The following is a 16,532-nucleotide window of genomic DNA, read 5'->3' as shown; positions in this document are numbered from 1 at the left end:
AGGCTAAATTCTTAGTTTACTTCTTTGTTTTAAAAAATCTCTCAAAGCCTGATCTAAAGGTTCATCCGTAGAAATTGTACGATAAAAAATCCTTCTGTCGAGCATTTGTACCCTTGTTTTTTCGAGGTAGGCGTTAAGGTTAGTTTTATATTCTGTTCTGGCTTTTGCCTGGTCAATTTGAATGGTTTCGCCCGTTTCCAAATCCTCAAAAGTAGAGTAGCCTTTAAAATCTAAATCAAGCTCATTTCTGGAAAGTAAATGAAAAACCACAATTTCATGGCGAAGGGTATTTAACGTATCTAAAAGATGAATTATTTCATCATCAGCTTGATATAAATCGGTAACGAAAATTAAAAGTTCACGCTTTTGGGCACCTGCAAAAAGTTCTTTATAATGTATCGGCTTAGTAAACTCACCATCTGGATTTATATTTTCCAACTGATAAAATAACCTTGCCAAATGTTGATAATCCTGTTTGGGCGTCATCGAAAAAATGCCCGAATTTTTGAGCACATACAAACCAATGGCATCACCTTGTAAATTTGCCAGATAAGCCAGTGATGCGCCTAAATACCTGGCGTATTCAATTTTAGTGAAATCGCCATCGCTGTGGTTCATAGATGCACTGGCATCCATTAAAATCCGAACGGAGATATTGGTTTCTACTTCCGATTCGCGGATGTAGTACCGATCGGAACGTGCAAACATCTTCCAGTCTAAAGAGCGCAAGTCATCGCCAGGCTGGTAGCTTCTATATTGACTAAACTCTAAGCCAGCGCCCTTAACCGTACTTTTATTAATGCCGCTCATAAAGCCATCTATCGTCATTTTGGCCGATAAATTCAGTTCTTTAATTGCCATCAATACTTTCGGATCGAGCAGTTTACTCATTAAATGTTAGCTTTTGGTTTTGATATTGCCTTAATCAATTCATCCGTTACTTTATCCGAAGAAACATCTTCCGCTTCGGCTTTAAAATTCATTAAAACCCTGTGGCGAAGTACTGGATAAGCCATTGTCTGTAAATCTTCTAAAATAACGGCATACCTGCCTTTAAATAAAGCTCTGGCTTTTGCAGTAAGAATTAACGCTTGTCCTGCCCGTGGGCCAGCACCCCAGCGCACCCATTCTTTAACAAATGGTACTGTTGTGGTATCTGGTCTGGTTGCACGAATCATTTCACTCACGTAAGTAATTAAATCATCGCTAATGCTTACTTCGCGGGTTATCGATTGCAGTTCCTTAATTTCTTCAGCTCCAATAATAGGATTAATGGTTGCCTTTGTAGCGCCAGTTGTACTGCTTAAAATTCTTGATTCTTCGGCAGCTGTTGGGTAACCGATTTTAATGTATAATAAGAAGCGATCGAGTTGTGCTTCGGGCAGGGGATAAGTTCCAGCTTGTTCTATTGGATTTTGTGTAGCCAGAATAAAAAATGGTCTGTCTAAAGGATAAGTTTGTCCGCCATAAGTAACTTCAAACTCCTGCATGGCTTCTAAAAGTGCCGATTGTGTTTTCGGAGGTGTTCGGTTTACTTCATCAGCCAAAACGATATTAGCAAATAACGGACCTTTGTTAAACTTAAAGAAACGTTTGCCAGTAACATGGTCTTCTTCCAGAATTTCTGTTCCAACAATATCAGTAGGCATTAAATCGGGTGTAAACTGAATTCTTCTAAAAGATAAATCTAATGCTTGCGACATGGTTTTAACCATTAAGGTTTTAGCTAAACCAGGTACGCCTTCTAAAAGACAGTGTCCGCCAGCCATCAAAGCAATTAACATTTCCTCGATTATTACATCCTGCCCAACAATTACTTTTTGTATTTCGCTTTTTAATTGGGAAATCTTGCTGATCAATATTTTTAAGTTAGTTTCTGAACGCTCCAAAACGATTTTTTTTAGTTTGAATGAATATTGTGCCTCAATATAGTGCATTAAGGCATATATCTTTAGGCTTATTGGAAAGAATATCAAAAAATTTACAAGATTATCTTATTAAAAACCCGAATTAATAAAAATAGGCCTTAATTTAGAGCCATGCTGAGATCGAAGTTTACATTTGCTAGGCTAAAATATAATTCGGGCGATTGGGATACAGATCAGCGTATGCCATCGAACGTACTAAATTCTTTGTTGGAATACACCACCATTCCGCTTGACGAAGAAGAAAAGATAGTAGAGTTAAGTAGCCACGATTTGTTCAAATACCCATTCTGTTATTTAAGCGGCCACAAACTGGTTCAGTTTAACCAGCAGGAAGCCGCTAATTTTAAAATGTACGTACAGAATGGTGGTTTTGTTTTTGTAGATGATTGCAACCATGATATAGATGGTTTATTTGCACGCTCCTTCGAAACACAGATGAGCAATTTATTTGGTGCAACAGCTCTGAAGAAAATCCCAAATAATCATGCGGTTTACAATTCATTCTTTAAATTTGAGAAAGGTCCACCTACAACCTCTTTCGAGTTAAATGGTTGGGGAGATGATTTAGTACATGATTACCTGAAAGCCATAACCATAAATAATAGAATTGGGGTGTTGTACAGCAATAAAGACTATGGTTGCGAATGGGATTACGATTTTAGGAATAAACGTTTTCTTGCAGAGGATAATACTAAATTTGCCGTGAACATTATTTTGTACGCCATGGGCGTAAATAGTTAACGTTACTAAAAATAAATATCTTGAAAACTAACCTAAGCAGATTACTTTTTCTAACGGTGATCTTACTATCAACCGCTGCAAGCGCTTTTGCCACTAAAAATCAATTCTATTATCAGTTAAAAGTTTATCATTTAAAAACATCAGCCCAGGAAGTTATGGTTGATGAGTATTTAAAAGATGCTTTTTTGCCTGCGCTTCACCGTGCAGGAATTAATAGTGTTGGCGTTTTTAAACCAATAGCAAAAGATACGGTAGAGCAACTGGTTTACCTTTTTATCCCATTTAAAAAGATGGACGACTTCGCGAAGCTGAATGAAACCTTATCAAAAGATAAAGAATACCTTAAAGCAGGCGCGACCTATTTAAACGCGGAATACAATGCAACCCCTTATACAAGAATCGAATCTACCTTATTAAAGGCTTTTTCGGCTATGCCTGAATGTGCCGCTCCGAATTTCAATTCGCCGAAAAGTGAGCGGGTTTACGAACTTAGAAGCTATGAATCGGCTACCGAAGCCTTGGCAACCAATAAGATAGGTATGTTTAATGATTACGAAGTTGATATTTTTTCGAAGTTAAACTTTAATGCCGTTTTTTACGGTCAGGTTATTTCAGGAAGCAAAATGCCAAACTTGATGTATTTGACTACTTTTAAAAATAAGGCAGATCGTGACCAGCATTGGGTAGATTTTGGTGCTGAGTACAAAAAGATTAGTGGTTTACCCCAGTATCAGCATAATGTTTCGAAAAATGTAACCCTGTTTCTTTATCCAACAGCGTATTCCGATTTGTAACGGATTTATTTATCAGAAATGCAAGGGTATCTCGGTGTTACATTAAGCACTTTATATCCATTTGTTAATTAAGTTTCAGACAAGCTTTCCTGGGGAATTCTGGGGTTCAACTCCATATCAAGTCCATGTTAAGTCCATGTTTTGCTGGTAAAATACGGACTTTCAGTTGAGTTGATTTATTCTGGTATGGGGTATGGTGCGAATGGGTATGCCTGATGATTAGCTTCATCTAGGAGAGAGGGCTAGGTTTAACCTAGCGGATAAATTTTGTAAGTAAGCTTTTTTGGGTTTCTAAATCATCATGAAAACTATAAGTCCGATAATTAAAGCAACAGCAAAGGCGCCTGCCATCATTAACATTACAAATTTTTCAAACGAGTCTAGTGGTTGCATAATTGTCTAACTTATAAAATTGAATAATGTTTGTAAAATATAAGTTATGAAAAAAAATTGCAAGGAGATTTATACTATTAATGGTAAATGAAGCTTAAAATGCGCCGTCAACCAGCCATAATATATAATATACAATATTATGGCCAGTAGACTATTAATTACATTCGACTGTTCGGACGGGCTAACAGAGCCAAAATTCCAACACTCATAATCAACGTAATTATTCCCGCGATCAAATTAAATTTCTCTGCCATAGTTTGTTTGGTTTGAAATCTAAAATATAACAAAGCCGTTACAAAAACAATAGTTAAACAGAAAAAAATACGGTTTTAATGAAATTATTTTTCCACAAAATATTCGTTAAAAAAAATAACCCTCATAAATTTATATGAGGGTTAAATGATTCAGTAACTACGATCTGATTATAGATCACGTAAAATTTGTTGTGCATAAGTCCATTACGGCTTAACCTTATCTTTTTATGAGGAAACTGGTCGGTATCTTCATCATGCTTTTTATGAAGCAGAAGCGGAAAGATTATAATAGTTAAGCCAAAACATGGGGATGCGTCCCCGATAGGACAGCCTATCCTTATCGGGCATCATTCAGGTCTGACCGCAAGTAAAGGGATAAGATATTGGCAATGGCACTAATGCGATAGGGCAAATCAACAATGGCAATATTTCTTATTCTTATGACCCATCTGGAAATCGGGTATCGAAGTTATTTAATAATAAATCAACCTGGTATGTAAGGGATGCACAAGGGAACAGTTCGGCGGTTTATGATAACGAAGGAGGGCATACCAACTGGAAAGAGCAGCAGCTTTATGGGAGCAGCAGGCTGGGGATGTGGAAGCCAGAAATAAATCTGGATTCTGTAGGGATAATTAATGCAGCAATAAGTACCAATCTTTTAAGTCTTACTGGGAATAAAAACTATGAACTGACCAATCATTTGGGAAACGTTATGGCCGTGATTACCGATAGCAGAACGCAGGCTGGAAGTGAATACGAAGCAGATGTAATTAATGCACAGGATTATTCACTGTTTTTAATTTATTTTTAATTGTGTTCATGAGCTCGCCAAAGGCTCGGTTATTATGCATTTGGTTCTCAAATGCCAGGAAGAATATTTAATTTAGGGGGCTACCGTTATGGATTTAATGGTAAGGAGAACGATAGTGAGGTGAAGGGTGATGGTAACCAGCAGGATTATGGGATGAGGGTTTATGATCCAAGGGTAGGAAAGTTTTTGAGTGTGGATCCTATAAGTGATAAATATCCTGAATTGACACCATATCAATTCGCTTCAAACCGTCCGATAGAGGGAATAGATCTTGATGGGCTGGAATTTTCGGGAGGTTACATGCCGGGATATTCAGGCAATACTATAGCAGTATCTAGAGCAATAGCTAAACAAAAAGATGATAATAAACGAGAGGAAATGACTGCAGCTTATCATAAGATTAATATGGGGCAACTTAAGTTGGATCTTGCTGCGACCTATTTAGGTATGCTGGTTTACAATCCAACTATGATATTTGCGGGGGCTGCTGGAGGAATTTTTAATGGACTATATGGTTACTCAACGGAAAAAAGCCCATATGAAATCAAAAAAAGTATATTTTCAGGATTTATATCTGGATCTCTTCTTGCGTTTGGAAATGGTGCCGTTTCAAATGCAGTCGTAGGTGCTGGTAGTGGAGGTTTAGGAGAATTAATAGACCAAAGTATTGATGAATCTTATGGTGTATATAAAAGTCCAGCCCTAAAAAATCAGGAGTTTCAAATTGGTGTCATGAGTGGAGCTATTGCAGGACCTTTAGGGGGAATAGCGGCGAAAGAAACTACTAAAATTTTTAATACAATTACGAAAAATTTGATTAGCAAAACGGAAACTAAAGCATACAGAAATATAGTAAAAAAGGCCATTCTAGAAAGAATACCAAGAATAGGAAATAAGGAACTGAATGCAGAAATAAAAAATGAGATTAAAAAACAACAAAATAGTATTTTGAATGAAATAGCTACGGTAAAAGCAGCCTTTACAAAGACAATTGGCACGGGATTGGACATAAGTCAAGAAAAAGCAAAAGATAAATTGAAAGAAGATGCAGCAAATAACAAGAAGTAAAAGTTCCATCTATAAACAAATATTTGAAGATGTATTGGGAGTGGCTTTGTCTCTATATGTAATTTACTCGATATTCCCTTCCACAATTGATGATGTCTCATTTCTTTTTGTTAAGAATGAGACATCGGCAGAAATTATGAGCATATCTAGAAATGGAACTTCTAAAAATCCGATTATTCTCAATATTAAATACCTAGAACAGTCAGTGATAAAACAAGACCGTATTTTTACTAATGAAAAAATTGCTCCAAATCTTCAGAAAGGTCAAATGATAGAGATTTGCTACGGTGGTTTTTTCGATGAAAAAACTTATATTATTGATCATACTCCTGGTCTTTTCGTGATGCTTGTACAAGTTGCTACTATTTTTATACTTTTATTGGTACTTATTGCAAGTAGTAAAAGGCTTTTAATTTTTTTTAGAACAAAAATAACATTATCGAATTATAACCCACTCTAGTAGAATTCTCTTACTTACGCTGTAAATTAACTTCAAATCAGCCCAACCTTTGTCTGAGCTGCATTATTCATTTCCGAACAAAGCTAGATTAATTTTTATGATGCTATAAAATCATCTAAACTGCTTTAATAAAACCTCTTCATCGGTCGGTCATGGCTGTTTCTGGTACTCTATCGTCGACACCTATCCTTAAGCTTATCAGCTTGAAGTAGAATATCTTTTTTTAGCTGGTCAAGGAAACTGAACGCTTCTATTTAGCGTTCGGTCTTTACATATTTACAAAGGGTACCTTTTTTGTTTTATAGTAAATCTAATTTTTAGCAGATGCCTACACTTTACAAGGCTGCTTAAAAGGGGTAAACGGCACGCATCTGGATAGTCAGGAAAGTGATATGGGACAAGACGGTGCAGTGGTAGCCAAAGATGCTTTAGGGTATAGCCTTGGCTATTATGCAGGCGATTATCAGCCTATTGGCGGAAGCAGTGCGAATGTTTTTGCCTCTACTTATCAACAGGCTTTGGGCGATATTACCGGTCAAAACCTTTACAATGGCAATATTGGCAATAGCACGTATGCAATAGGGCAAATCAATAATGGCAGTAGCGTTGGTTATACCTATAAATATGATCAGCTGAACCGCTTAAAAGCACTTCGCCAGCATGGGTTATCAGGAGCTGGAACCTGGTCGGCATCTACTTTAAGTGATCACTACAAAGAAGATTTCAAATATGATGGTAATGGGAATATTTTAGCCTTGCTTAGAAATGGCCCAGGCGGACAGGCGATGGATCAGTTGAATTATCGCTATAGCAGGGATAAAGCAGGGCGTTTATTAAATAATAAACTGGGCGGCATAAACGATGCGGTAGACAGCGGACAGCAAGGGGAACTTGCAGGCAATACCAGTTACAGCTATGATGCGATCGGGAATTTGATTAGAGACACCAAAGAGGGTATTACCGGAATTGACTGGAGTGTTTATGGTAAGATCAAGCAAATCAATAAGGCTAATGGCAATATTTCTTATTCTTATGACCCATCAGGTAACCGGGTAAGTAAATTGTTTAATAATAAATCAACCTGGTATGTAAGGGATGCGCAAGGAAATAGTCTTGCAGTATATGATAACGAAGGAGGGCATACCAACTGGAAAGAGCAGCAGCTTTATGGGAGCAGCAGGCTGGGGATGTGGAAGCCAGAAATAAATCTGGATTCTGTAGGGATAATTAATGCAGCAATAAGTACCAATCTTTTAAGTCTTACTGGGAATAAAAACTATGAACTGACCAATCATTTGGGGAATGTGATGACTGTGATTACCGACAGCAGAACGCAGGTTGGAAGTGAATACGAAGCAGATGTAATTAATGCACAGGATTATTCACTGCTTTTATTTTATTTTTAATTGTGTTCATGAGCTCGCCGAAGGCTCGGTTATTATGCATTTGGTTCTCAAATGCCAGGAAGAATATTTAATTTAGGGGGCTACCGTTATGGTTTTAACGGTAAGGAAAATGATAACGAGGTAAAAGGACCGGGGAATAGTATCGACTTTGGTGAAAGAATATATGATCCGAGGATTGGGAAGTTTCTGAGTGTTGATGCTTCAGAAAGGAATTATCCTAGTATTTCTCCTTATGCTTTTTCTTTTAATAATCCTGTACTATATAATGATCCAGATGGTAACGATCCGATTATCACGGTTAAATCATCCAATTCAAAATTAATAAAAGGTGTTACTGTTATAAATATTGTTATCGATGTTACTCTTAAGGGTAAAATAGTTTCAAATACATCGAATAGAAATTTTGATGGGCGCATGACTGCCGCTCAAACGAATATTAATGGAGGCAAAATTTTAAGTGGTACAGGTACTGTAAATAGTCAAGAAATGTTCAAGTTCGATGGTAAAGGTGGGACATTTTCTAAGCCATCTAAAGTTCAAATAAATTATACTATTAATGTTAATGTTGATTTTGAATCAACTAATAATATCAATGGAATTACCAAAGGTGATGATGTCGTTCTTTTTCAAGATAACCTGTCTAAATTCACTACAAACACTAAGGCGCAAGGTATAAATACGCATGTGGGTGTGGCTGGCGCTATTCCTGATACAAAAGGTAGAGCCAAACGGGATGCTCATACTGCATTACATGAAACAATGCATACTTATGGGCTTGGTGATGAATACAGGACAGATGCGAATGGAAATATAACATACAGTGCATATGGGAATACGATGGGGGCTGATCAAGATATTGATCGAACATCAATAACTCCAGAACAAAGAGGCGAATTTGTTTTATCTATTCTTAAAATTAGAGAATCAATGAAAAAGAATAAAACGGATTACAATGGGATCACTGGGCGTGATGCTCGGAAAGAAACAAAAAAGAAATTAAACTAATGAAAATAAAGATTTGCTTTGTATTAGCTTTATTTATATTCTCTTGTAGAAGAAAAGAAAATAGTTCTTTTGATAATATTAAATCAGGCAAAAAGATATTTAATAAAAGTTGCCGCCCTTGTCATGATTTAAACATTCTGATGATAGGGCCGCCATTAGCATCTTTATCAGACAGTTCTTTTAAATTTATTAAGAGATTTAAGCAGACTAAAGAATGTCACAATGATTCTCTTACAAATGAAGATCTTCGAGATATTATTGATTATATTCAAAATAATAAAGTAAATGTTGACTATTGAGGCATTTTGCTCTTGCTCGGTTGATCTGTGCATTTAAAATAATCTTAGCCTGGCATATGCCGGGCTTTTACTTTTCCAGCATTTCGAGTTTGATGAGCCTTGCTTTAATCGCCCCATAGGATCGCCCGTGCAGTTTAGCGAGTTGAGAGATCTTGTTGCCTTCATTAAAAGCTCTGGCCATCTTTGCGACCATCTCTATTGAGGGCAGGTTCTCGTTGCGCTCATACTTTCCGATGATCTCACGTGAGGCCTCAATCTGCTGTGCCAGTTCTCCCTGCGACCAGTTCCTGGCTGGATAAACCAATTTAATTGACCCCGCTCCGCCAGTTTTAAGGTATAGATGAGTCAGCTGTAAGCCAGTAGACTATTGCTTGCTTATTTTTAGTGAGATGGGGTCAATGCCTTCCGGTTTTTCCAGAGAAGGCTTGGATTGATAGATTTTACTCTCTCTCTTGAATATGCTTTCACGCTCATGGTATTTCCGAATCTTCTATTTTTAAAATTGCAGAAACTTCGAAGACAGATATTCTTACCTATTCTGGAGTTAAATAGGAATATAAAACACATTATGTAAAAGAATTGTATAGCATTTTGTATGGGAAAAAAGAAAATCCGCGAGATTATTGAAATTTCGCGGATTCTTTTAAAGATTTGTGGAGCCGAAGGGAGTCGAACCCTTGTCCAGTTGTGAGATAACTTATACCTTCTACATGCTTATTTTTCAATTGATTTTCGGGAAATAAACGGGCTGAAAACCGACCTTATTTAAATCCTTAGATACTTTATCTCACCTTAAATCGTATCTCTTTAAGGCCAGCTTTGTTATTTCGATGCCCCAGATTCTAACCTAACAATGCAGCAGTTAGAGGGACAAAAGCTAATTAGTTCTAAACTAAGCAGCTAAGGCGTAAGTATTTTCGCCAACTAAAATGTGAACGTTCACTTTAAGTGCTCTCCGTACAACGCACTGCATGCTAACATAACCTTCGCCACCCTGTCAAATCCAAGAACGGCCCCAGTTCTCGAGTTTTCAATTAAGAAACAAGATTACAAATATACGAAAAATCCCTCAACAGCGCATTGAATAAATGATATTTTGAAATCTGGTGTCGTATTTAATGAATTTGTGCGTTAAGCCTAATTACAAAATCATTAATATCAAAAGGTTTATGTATATAATCATCTGCATGGCATTTGCTTCTCATTTCTGTATCAGAAAAATTTGCCGACATCATCACAATTGGCATATTTGCCGTTTCTTTTAATTTTTTAAGTTCGCAACATAAATCTAAACCATTTCCATCAGGCAACATTACATCCAGTAAGAATAAATCTGCATGAAAATCCAATGCTCCTTTTCTAAACTCTTGTATATTTTTAAAGTATTTTACTTTATAATGCTCATCTTCTAAAATAAAGCCAATAATTTCTCTAATATCTTCGTTATCTTCCAAAACACATATTCGCTTATCCATACTCAATAATTTTTAGTTCCTATATATTAACCAAACAGCTGTATTAATGTTTTGATTTTTAGCAGGTTAAGTAACTCCAAAAAGGTGTTGGTATTCGCCAAACAATAAAAACAAAATGTAAATTAAACCTGTTAATAATTGGCATCAAAAGACTTTAGAATTTATGAACATAAATAAAACCCTCATCATAGGTAAAGATTCAGAACTACCTTTCACCGCTAATCGAATTGGTTATGGTACCATGCGTTTAACTGGAAAACACTTTTTTGGTGAGCCTGAAAACCGATTAGAGGCTTTACAAATTTTAAAAAAAGCGGTCGAACTTGGCGTAAACTACATTGATACCGCCGATTATTATGGTATTGATGTTACCAATCGTTTAATTTCTGAGGCTCTTTATCCTTATCAGGATAACTTAATTATAGGCACAAAGATTGGCGCAATGCGTAAGGATGATGCAAGCTGGAATGTTTTTAGTAAACCCGAGCAATTGCGACATAGTGTAGAGAATAACCTTCGGGTTTTAAAATTAGATCAATTGGCTGTTGTCCATTTTCGCTATATGCCTGGTTCTGAAACTTCTTTCGAAGATTCACTTTCCGCTGTATTTGAACTGCAAAAAGAAGGGAAAATAGCTCATGTGGGTTTGAGTAATGTTAACAGAGAACAGTTAGAAGCTGGATTAAAAATGGGCGAAATCGGGACGGTGCAAAATTTATATGGTTACACGCAACGCACAACTTTAGCTGGGCCTATGGGTGGGGCAGGAGGAGAAGAGATTTTAGATTTGCTTGAAGCACATCAAATTCCATTAATTCCTTATTTTTCTCTTGAAGCATCTTTAGGCAAAGGTCAGCAAAAGATTGAGGAAATAGCCAAAAAATACAATGTGAGTACGGCTCAAATGAATTTGGCCTGGTTGCTACATAAATCTCCTTTAATTTTACCAATTCCTGGAACTACTTCGCTTAAGCACCTGGAAGAAAATATGGCAGCGGCTGAAATTTCTATTTCTAAAGAAGATCTGGATTACTTAGGTTAATTTGGAATAAAAAAGCTTAATTATTTTCTTTTAATTTCTTGAAGATTTGGGTCATGGTTTTAGAATCAAGTGCATCCATATCTATAAGTTTTAAAGATTTAACCATTTTTAGGGTAGAAGTTTTATACTTTAAAAAATGTGGTGTTTTGAGATGTGCTTGATAGGATTCTGAGTTTTCATAAATTTCCAAAATCCTTATTTGGTTCGGGTTTTCCTTCTGACTCATTGGGAAAATAGCAATTACGCCAGGTTCTAGCTTTACAGATGCTTCTGATTCTTCCTTCAGAATTTTGTTGTAGGCTTCCAGGTGATTGGGAAATATTTCAATTTCAGAAATTCTGACGATCATACCTGGCTGTTGTGCCGAAGATTTCTCTAAGCTAAGTAAGCATAATAGGCTTATGATAAGTATTTTGAGTGCTTTTGTAGTCATGTTTATTATTTGTATGGAATAATACTTCCCACTTCAAAAGTGGTCATTTTTCTCCAAAGGATTTGTATATAAATTCCTGTATCCTATACCATTATTCCTGATGTATTAATTATAAATTGATTTTTTAGCCATTTATTTGATTAAAGTACTAAGAAATAGCAAAACAGCTAGTAAATAAGGGTGATTTTACGGTATAAAAATAAATAAAGTTGATTTAGATTTGTTGTAAATCAAAACTACAATGGAAAATCAAAGAGAAGTTTCTTTATTGCAAAGCCTTGTAAATAAGGCTGAAACGCTTAAAACTTATAATAAAAAAACCTTTGACGATATTTTCAATGTCCTTAAAGGAGCTCCTGAATTACAAACCTCAAAAACCACTATACTTTTAAATGATTCCCTAACTGAAAAGAACTGGATAAATTTTAAGTATAATTTAATTGATGAAATGGTAAAAAAGATAGGTGATATTTCTATGCTAAACATAGCCTAGTTTTTGGTTATTCGAAATCAATTCAAATTCGATAACATCTATCTATTCTAATCACAGATCAACTGATAATGCGGGTCTAAAATTTATAACTGTCCAACCTTAATAGCTCGGTTTTGCCTTTATTTTTGAGAGCATCATTTCCATTTAAGAATAGAAGTAACTCAAGGATTGTTGATTTGGGCAGGAGTTACACATTTGGAACAACGCCAAAGAAAAAGAAGGATTTTAAATTTGATAACAGCCAGTAATACCAGCTGAAAACCTGTATTTAAATGCATAAAAAAAACCTTCTGATATCATAATCAGAAGGTTTTTTTATAATTCAAGATTGGCTTATTTCATGCCATCTTTAATTTTTTGAATCATATCCAAATGTGTTTTAACAATTGGTGCTGTTTTAGATGCAAATGCTTTTAAGTCTACATCCATACCATCTTTTGCTTCTTTTTCCATTAAATCCAAAGTAGATTTATGTCCATCTACCATTGCATCAACATAAGCTTTATCAAAATCGGCGCCTGTTTTTTTACTTAAGTCGTCCATTTTTTTCTTGTGGTCATCATCAACAGTAGTTGGTAATGTAATGTTTTTTGTGCCAGCTAAAGCCATCAATTCTGTATTCGCTTTACCATGGTCGCTCACCATCATTGTAGCAAATTCTTTTACCTTAGCATTTGTGCTTTTTTCTAAGGCAAGTTTACCTAATTCTACTTCTGCCATTCCACCAACTGCTGCTGAAGTTGCAAATTTCGAATCTTCTTCAGGTACTGCAATACCACCAGTTTCTGCTACGTTAGTTGTTGTGTCTTTCGACATATTCAAACTATCTGCTGTTTCTTTGGCATCCTTGTTTCCACTGCAAGCCTGAAAGGTTAGTGCAGATGCGGAAATTGCCATTACATAAAATAAATTTTTCATAGTATAAATTTTGTTGTGTTCTTTAAACCTCAGATTCAATGAAATAGTTTTAAAAAATTTTAGAACTACACGATTCCTTAAAAAAAAGGCATAAAAAATTAGGCTTTATAGAATCCTTCATATTTAAAAAACAGTCGAAATAAAACCAACACATATAGTGCATTGTTATCCAGTTGCTATTGAATGTTTTTTTCATCACGCCGTTGTTAATTAATTAGTTATGAGTTTAGATAAGTATAAACAGAAACGCGACTTTACAAAAACTGCCGAGCCAAAAGCGGGTTTAAGCAAGGATCGAAATAAAATGATTTTCGTGATTCAGAAACATGATGCATCCAGACTTCATTACGATTTTAGATTAGAGATGGGTGGCGTTTTGAAAAGCTGGGCTGTACCTAAGGGGCCTTCTCTCGACCCGAAGATTAAACATTTGGCTATGATGGTTGAAGATCATCCCTTTGATTACCGAAATTTTGAGGGATTAATTCCAGAAGGGGAATATGGTGGAGGAACGGTAATTGTTTGGGATCAGGGTTGGTATGAAACGATTGAAGATATAAAAGGCAAAAAAGCGCAGGAAAAATATCTTCTTGCTGAGTTAAAAAAAGGTTCGGTAAAAATGCGCCTGCATGGCGAAAAATTAAATGGAGAATTTGCCCTGGTCAAAACCAAGGGAATGGGTGACAATGCCTGGTTGTTAATTAAACATGATGACGAATTTGCGACTAAAAAGGATGTAACTAAACAAGATAAGTCTATACTTTCGGGAAAAACCATTGAGGTTATGGAAAAGAGTGGAGATAAAGTCTGGAAGTCGGGTAAGGAACAAAAAATCAGCGTTAAAGATAAAGCCGTAGCCAAACAGATTGAGGAAGGTGAAAAGAAAACTAAAAAAAAAGCTGAAGCAGATGATGCTGATCAGTTTTTAAAGGATGCACCAAAATCATCCATCTTTAAAAACATTAAACCCATGCTGGCTACTTTGGTTGATGCACCATTTGATGATAAGGAGTGGCAGTATGAGGTTAAATGGGATGGTTACCGTGCACTGGCTTTTTTAAATAAAGGAAAAGTTGAATTACTTTCCAGAAACCAGAAATCATTTAACGATCGGTTTTATCCAATTACCAGTATTTTAAAATCCTGGAAGCAGGATGTGGTTTTGGATGGGGAAATTCTGGTACTTAACGATAACGGTATATCAAACTTTGGTGCCCTTCAAAATTGGCGGAGTGAGGCAGATGGAGAACTGATATTTTATGTTTTTGATATTTTATGGTACAAGGGTAAAGATTTAACAGGTTTAAGCCTGATCGAGCGTCAAGCCATACTCAATCAGATCCTGCCTAAGGATGATGATCGTATACGGATTTCGAAAGTATTTGATGCCAGTGGAATCGATTTTTTTGCCGCTGCCGAACGAATGGGTTTGGAAGGTATTATGGCTAAAAGGAAATCATCGAGTTATGTTATCGATAGCCGATCGAAGGACTGGCTGAAAGTAAAAATTAGTAAAAGGCAGGAAGTAATTATTGCTGGTTTTACCAAAAACAAAGATACCTCCAAATCTTTCAGTTCGCTGATTTTAGCTGTTTATGAAAATAAGGTGCTAAGCTACGCTGGAAAGGTTGGTACTGGATTCTCTGATGCTGCACAGCGAGATATGGTTAAGCTTTTTAAACCATTTGTAACGGATAAAAGTCCGTTTAAGGTTGCACCAGATGTTAATAAGCGTTCCAGATTTCAGTCGAAACAGCCTGATGCCGAGATAATCTGGATGGAACCTCAATTGGTATGCGAAGTAGCTTACACGGAGATTACCAGTGATGGTGTATTTAGACATCCATCTTTCCAGGGGATGCGCGAAGATAAAAAGGCTAAAGATGTTACCCGCGACAAGGCAATTGAAACCACTGATATTGTTGAACAAGATACGGAGGCTATTAGTGAAAAGAAGAAAACAACAGATCACCACGCCAGTGCCATTAAGCCGCCTAAAACTACCATACCTAAAACTTTATTAAATCCAAAGGATGAAACTCAGGTTCGAAAGATTAATGGAAAAGAAATAAAGTTTACCCACCTTTCTAAAGTTTACTGGCCCGATGATGGCGTTACCAAACGGGATATGTTTAACTATTATTATCAGGTTTCTGATTTTATCTTACCCTATCTGAAAGACAGACCACAATCATTAAACCGTTTTCCAGGCGGGATTAAAGGAAAGAGTTTTTACCAAAAAGATGTTAAAGGAAAGGCACCCGACTGGGCTAAAACCTTTCCATATTCTACCAGCGATGGGGAACCTAAAGAGTATTTATTAGGTGATGATCAGGCTACGCTTTTATGGATGGCATCTTTAGGTTGTATTGAAATTAATCCCTGGTTTTCCCGTTCTGAATCGCCCGATTATCCTGACTATTGTGTAATTGATTTAGATCCAGATAAACAAAGCTTCAATCAGGTTATAGAAGTTGCGCTTACCGTTAAAAAAATATTGGATTCGATTGATGTACCCAGCTTTCCAAAAACATCGGGTTCTACGGGAATTCATATTTACATCCCAATGGGTGCAAAATACACTTATGATCAAACCCAGCTTTTCGCCAGAATTGTGGTTGGATTGGTGCATGATCTTTTACCAGATTTAACTACGCTGGAGCGAAAAATTTCTTCCCGAAAGGGTAAAATGTACCTGGATTTTTTGCAAAACCGACCAGGAGCCACCATTGCAGGCCCTTATTCGCTGCGGCCCAAACCAGGCGCAACGGTTTCTATGCCGTTAGACTGGAAAGAGGTTAAGGCTGGTTTAAAGATGCAGGATTTTAAAATTTTTAATGCGATTGAAAGACTTAAAAGAAAAGGCGATTTATTTAAAGGTGTTTTGGGAAAGGGTATTGATCTTGAACAGGCGATTAAAAAGGCTCAAAAGAAATACCCATCAGCAGCTAATTTATAGGGGAGATTTCTAGTTCAAGGCTACATTTGTAAAACAATAATCTTTTGTTC

15 protein-coding genes, 1 other RNA gene and 2 pseudogenes are annotated in these 16,532 nt (G+C 36.3%); 11 read left to right on the top strand and 7 right to left on the bottom strand.

The genetic code is table 11. The annotated features are described in order from the left end of the window. Window positions 1–3 precede the first annotated feature (3 nt). A complete protein-coding gene (locus ACZZZI_RS01965) occupies window positions 4–891 on the bottom strand; it encodes a DUF58 domain-containing protein (RefSeq protein WP_463488471.1) in 888 nt (295 codons plus the stop codon). After that, window positions 891–1,889 carry an AAA family ATPase gene (locus tag ACZZZI_RS01960; RefSeq protein ID WP_463488470.1) on the bottom strand — a complete coding sequence of 333 codons (999 nt, stop codon included), beginning with the start codon at window positions 1,887–1,889 and terminating at the stop codon, window positions 891–893. The genes ACZZZI_RS01965 and ACZZZI_RS01960 overlap by 1 nt, the downstream gene beginning before the upstream one ends. A 150-nt stretch (window positions 1,890–2,039) precedes the next feature. Here ACZZZI_RS01960 and ACZZZI_RS01955 point away from each other — a divergent pair, with 150 nt between their 5' ends. From ACZZZI_RS01955 to ACZZZI_RS01920, 8 genes and pseudogenes are all read left to right on the top strand, one after another. Continuing rightward, window positions 2,040–2,669 (top strand): DUF4159 domain-containing protein, encoded by a 630-nt coding sequence (locus tag ACZZZI_RS01955; RefSeq protein ID WP_463488469.1) that lies wholly within the window; start codon window positions 2,040–2,042, stop codon window positions 2,667–2,669. Window positions 2,670–2,689: 20 nt separating this feature from the next. Next, window positions 2,690–3,463, top strand: a complete 774-nt coding sequence (locus ACZZZI_RS01950) for an NIPSNAP family protein (RefSeq protein WP_463488468.1) — start codon at window positions 2,690–2,692, stop codon at window positions 3,461–3,463. Window positions 3,464–4,705: 1,242 nt separating this feature from the next. Continuing rightward, the gene (locus ACZZZI_RS01945; RefSeq protein ID WP_463488467.1) at window positions 4,706–4,924 is read left to right on the top strand and encodes a hypothetical protein; all 219 of its coding nucleotides are present in this window, start codon (window positions 4,706–4,708) and stop codon (window positions 4,922–4,924) included. A 42-nt stretch (window positions 4,925–4,966) separates the two neighbouring features. Next, a pseudogene (locus ACZZZI_RS01940) lies at window positions 4,967–5,992 on the top strand (RHS repeat domain-containing protein); the annotation flags it as partial. Further along, the gene (locus ACZZZI_RS01935) at window positions 5,970–6,452 is read left to right on the top strand and encodes a hypothetical protein (RefSeq protein WP_463488466.1); all 483 of its coding nucleotides are present in this window, start codon (window positions 5,970–5,972) and stop codon (window positions 6,450–6,452) included. The pseudogene ACZZZI_RS01940 and the gene ACZZZI_RS01935, both read left to right, overlap by 23 nt. 392 nt (window positions 6,453–6,844) lie before the next feature. Then, a complete protein-coding gene (locus ACZZZI_RS01930) occupies window positions 6,845–7,858 on the top strand; it encodes a hypothetical protein (protein WP_463488465.1) in 1,014 nt (337 codons plus the stop codon). A gap of 42 nt (window positions 7,859–7,900) precedes the next feature. Beyond that, a pseudogene (locus ACZZZI_RS01925) lies at window positions 7,901–8,863 on the top strand (RHS repeat-associated core domain-containing protein); the annotation flags it as partial. Beyond that, the gene (locus ACZZZI_RS01920) at window positions 8,863–9,162 is read left to right on the top strand and encodes a c-type cytochrome (protein ID WP_463488464.1); all 300 of its coding nucleotides are present in this window, start codon (window positions 8,863–8,865) and stop codon (window positions 9,160–9,162) included. The pseudogene ACZZZI_RS01925 and the gene ACZZZI_RS01920, both read left to right, overlap by 1 nt. A 67-nt stretch (window positions 9,163–9,229) precedes the next feature. Here ACZZZI_RS01920 and ACZZZI_RS01915 read toward each other — a convergent pair whose 3' ends face one another. The 3 genes from ACZZZI_RS01915 to ACZZZI_RS01905 all read right to left on the bottom strand — a co-directional run bounded on the left by ACZZZI_RS01915 (window position 9,230) and on the right by ACZZZI_RS01905 (window position 10,637). Next, entirely contained in the window at window positions 9,230–9,466 is a 237-nt protein-coding gene (locus ACZZZI_RS01915; RefSeq protein ID WP_463488463.1) for a helix-turn-helix transcriptional regulator, read from the bottom strand. 347 nt (window positions 9,467–9,813) lie between these two features. After that, window positions 9,814–10,179: a transfer-messenger RNA gene (gene ssrA / locus ACZZZI_RS01910) on the bottom strand. 98 nt (window positions 10,180–10,277) lie between these two features. Then, window positions 10,278–10,637 carry a response regulator transcription factor gene (locus tag ACZZZI_RS01905; RefSeq protein ID WP_316761104.1) on the bottom strand — a complete coding sequence of 120 codons (360 nt, stop codon included), beginning with the start codon at window positions 10,635–10,637 and terminating at the stop codon, window positions 10,278–10,280. Between the two features lie 163 nt (window positions 10,638–10,800). Between ACZZZI_RS01905 and ACZZZI_RS01900 the strand changes: the two genes are divergently transcribed. Next, window positions 10,801–11,679 (top strand): aldo/keto reductase, encoded by an 879-nt coding sequence (locus ACZZZI_RS01900; protein ID WP_463488462.1) that lies wholly within the window; start codon window positions 10,801–10,803, stop codon window positions 11,677–11,679. 16 nt (window positions 11,680–11,695) lie between these two features. Here the strand turns inward: ACZZZI_RS01900 and ACZZZI_RS01895 are convergent, their stop codons facing one another. Next, the gene (locus tag ACZZZI_RS01895) at window positions 11,696–12,112 is read right to left on the bottom strand and encodes a putative quinol monooxygenase (RefSeq protein ID WP_463488461.1); all 417 of its coding nucleotides are present in this window, start codon (window positions 12,110–12,112) and stop codon (window positions 11,696–11,698) included. A 241-nt stretch (window positions 12,113–12,353) separates the two neighbouring features. Between ACZZZI_RS01895 and ACZZZI_RS01890 the strand changes: the two genes are divergently transcribed. Continuing rightward, on the top strand, window positions 12,354–12,605 hold the full coding sequence (locus tag ACZZZI_RS01890; protein WP_316761111.1) for a hypothetical protein: 252 nt from the start codon (window positions 12,354–12,356) through the stop codon (window positions 12,603–12,605). Window positions 12,606–12,938: 333 nt separating this feature from the next. On the opposite strand, the gene ACZZZI_RS01885 is transcribed toward ACZZZI_RS01890, so the two are convergent. Then, entirely contained in the window at window positions 12,939–13,523 is a 585-nt protein-coding gene (locus tag ACZZZI_RS01885; protein ID WP_316761115.1) for a DUF4142 domain-containing protein, read from the bottom strand. 220 nt (window positions 13,524–13,743) lie between these two features. On the opposite strand from ACZZZI_RS01885, the gene ligD reads away from it, so the two are divergent. Next, the gene (ligD, locus tag ACZZZI_RS01880) at window positions 13,744–16,482 is read left to right on the top strand and encodes a DNA ligase D (protein WP_463488460.1); all 2,739 of its coding nucleotides are present in this window, start codon (window positions 13,744–13,746) and stop codon (window positions 16,480–16,482) included. Window positions 16,483–16,532: the final 50 nt, after the last annotated feature.

It is taken from the genome of Pedobacter sp. AC190 (genome assembly GCF_979258025.1).
This window is presented reverse-complemented; position numbering and strand designations above follow the sequence as displayed.

Coding starts and splice junctions, on each gene's coding strand:
- ligD (WP_463488460.1), top strand. CDS start 13,744: ATGAGTTTAGATAAGTATAAACAGAAACGCGACTTTACAAAAACTGCC.
- ACZZZI_RS01885 (WP_316761115.1), bottom strand. CDS start 13,523: ATGAAAAATTTATTTTATGTAATGGCAATTTCCGCATCTGCACTAACC.
- ACZZZI_RS01945 (WP_463488467.1), top strand. CDS start 4,706: ATGTGGAAGCCAGAAATAAATCTGGATTCTGTAGGGATAATTAATGCA.
- ACZZZI_RS01890 (WP_316761111.1), top strand. CDS start 12,354: ATGGAAAATCAAAGAGAAGTTTCTTTATTGCAAAGCCTTGTAAATAAG.
- ACZZZI_RS01935 (WP_463488466.1), top strand. CDS start 5,970: ATGCAGCAAATAACAAGAAGTAAAAGTTCCATCTATAAACAAATATTT.
- ACZZZI_RS01965 (WP_463488471.1), bottom strand. CDS start 891: ATGAGTAAACTGCTCGATCCGAAAGTATTGATGGCAATTAAAGAACTG.
- ACZZZI_RS01905 (WP_316761104.1), bottom strand. CDS start 10,637: ATGGATAAGCGAATATGTGTTTTGGAAGATAACGAAGATATTAGAGAA.
- ACZZZI_RS01955 (WP_463488469.1), top strand. CDS start 2,040: ATGCTGAGATCGAAGTTTACATTTGCTAGGCTAAAATATAATTCGGGC.
- ACZZZI_RS01930 (WP_463488465.1), top strand. CDS start 6,845: ATGGGACAAGACGGTGCAGTGGTAGCCAAAGATGCTTTAGGGTATAGC.
- ACZZZI_RS01895 (WP_463488461.1), bottom strand. CDS start 12,112: ATGACTACAAAAGCACTCAAAATACTTATCATAAGCCTATTATGCTTA.
- ACZZZI_RS01900 (WP_463488462.1), top strand. CDS start 10,801: ATGAACATAAATAAAACCCTCATCATAGGTAAAGATTCAGAACTACCT.
- ACZZZI_RS01920 (WP_463488464.1), top strand. CDS start 8,863: ATGAAAATAAAGATTTGCTTTGTATTAGCTTTATTTATATTCTCTTGT.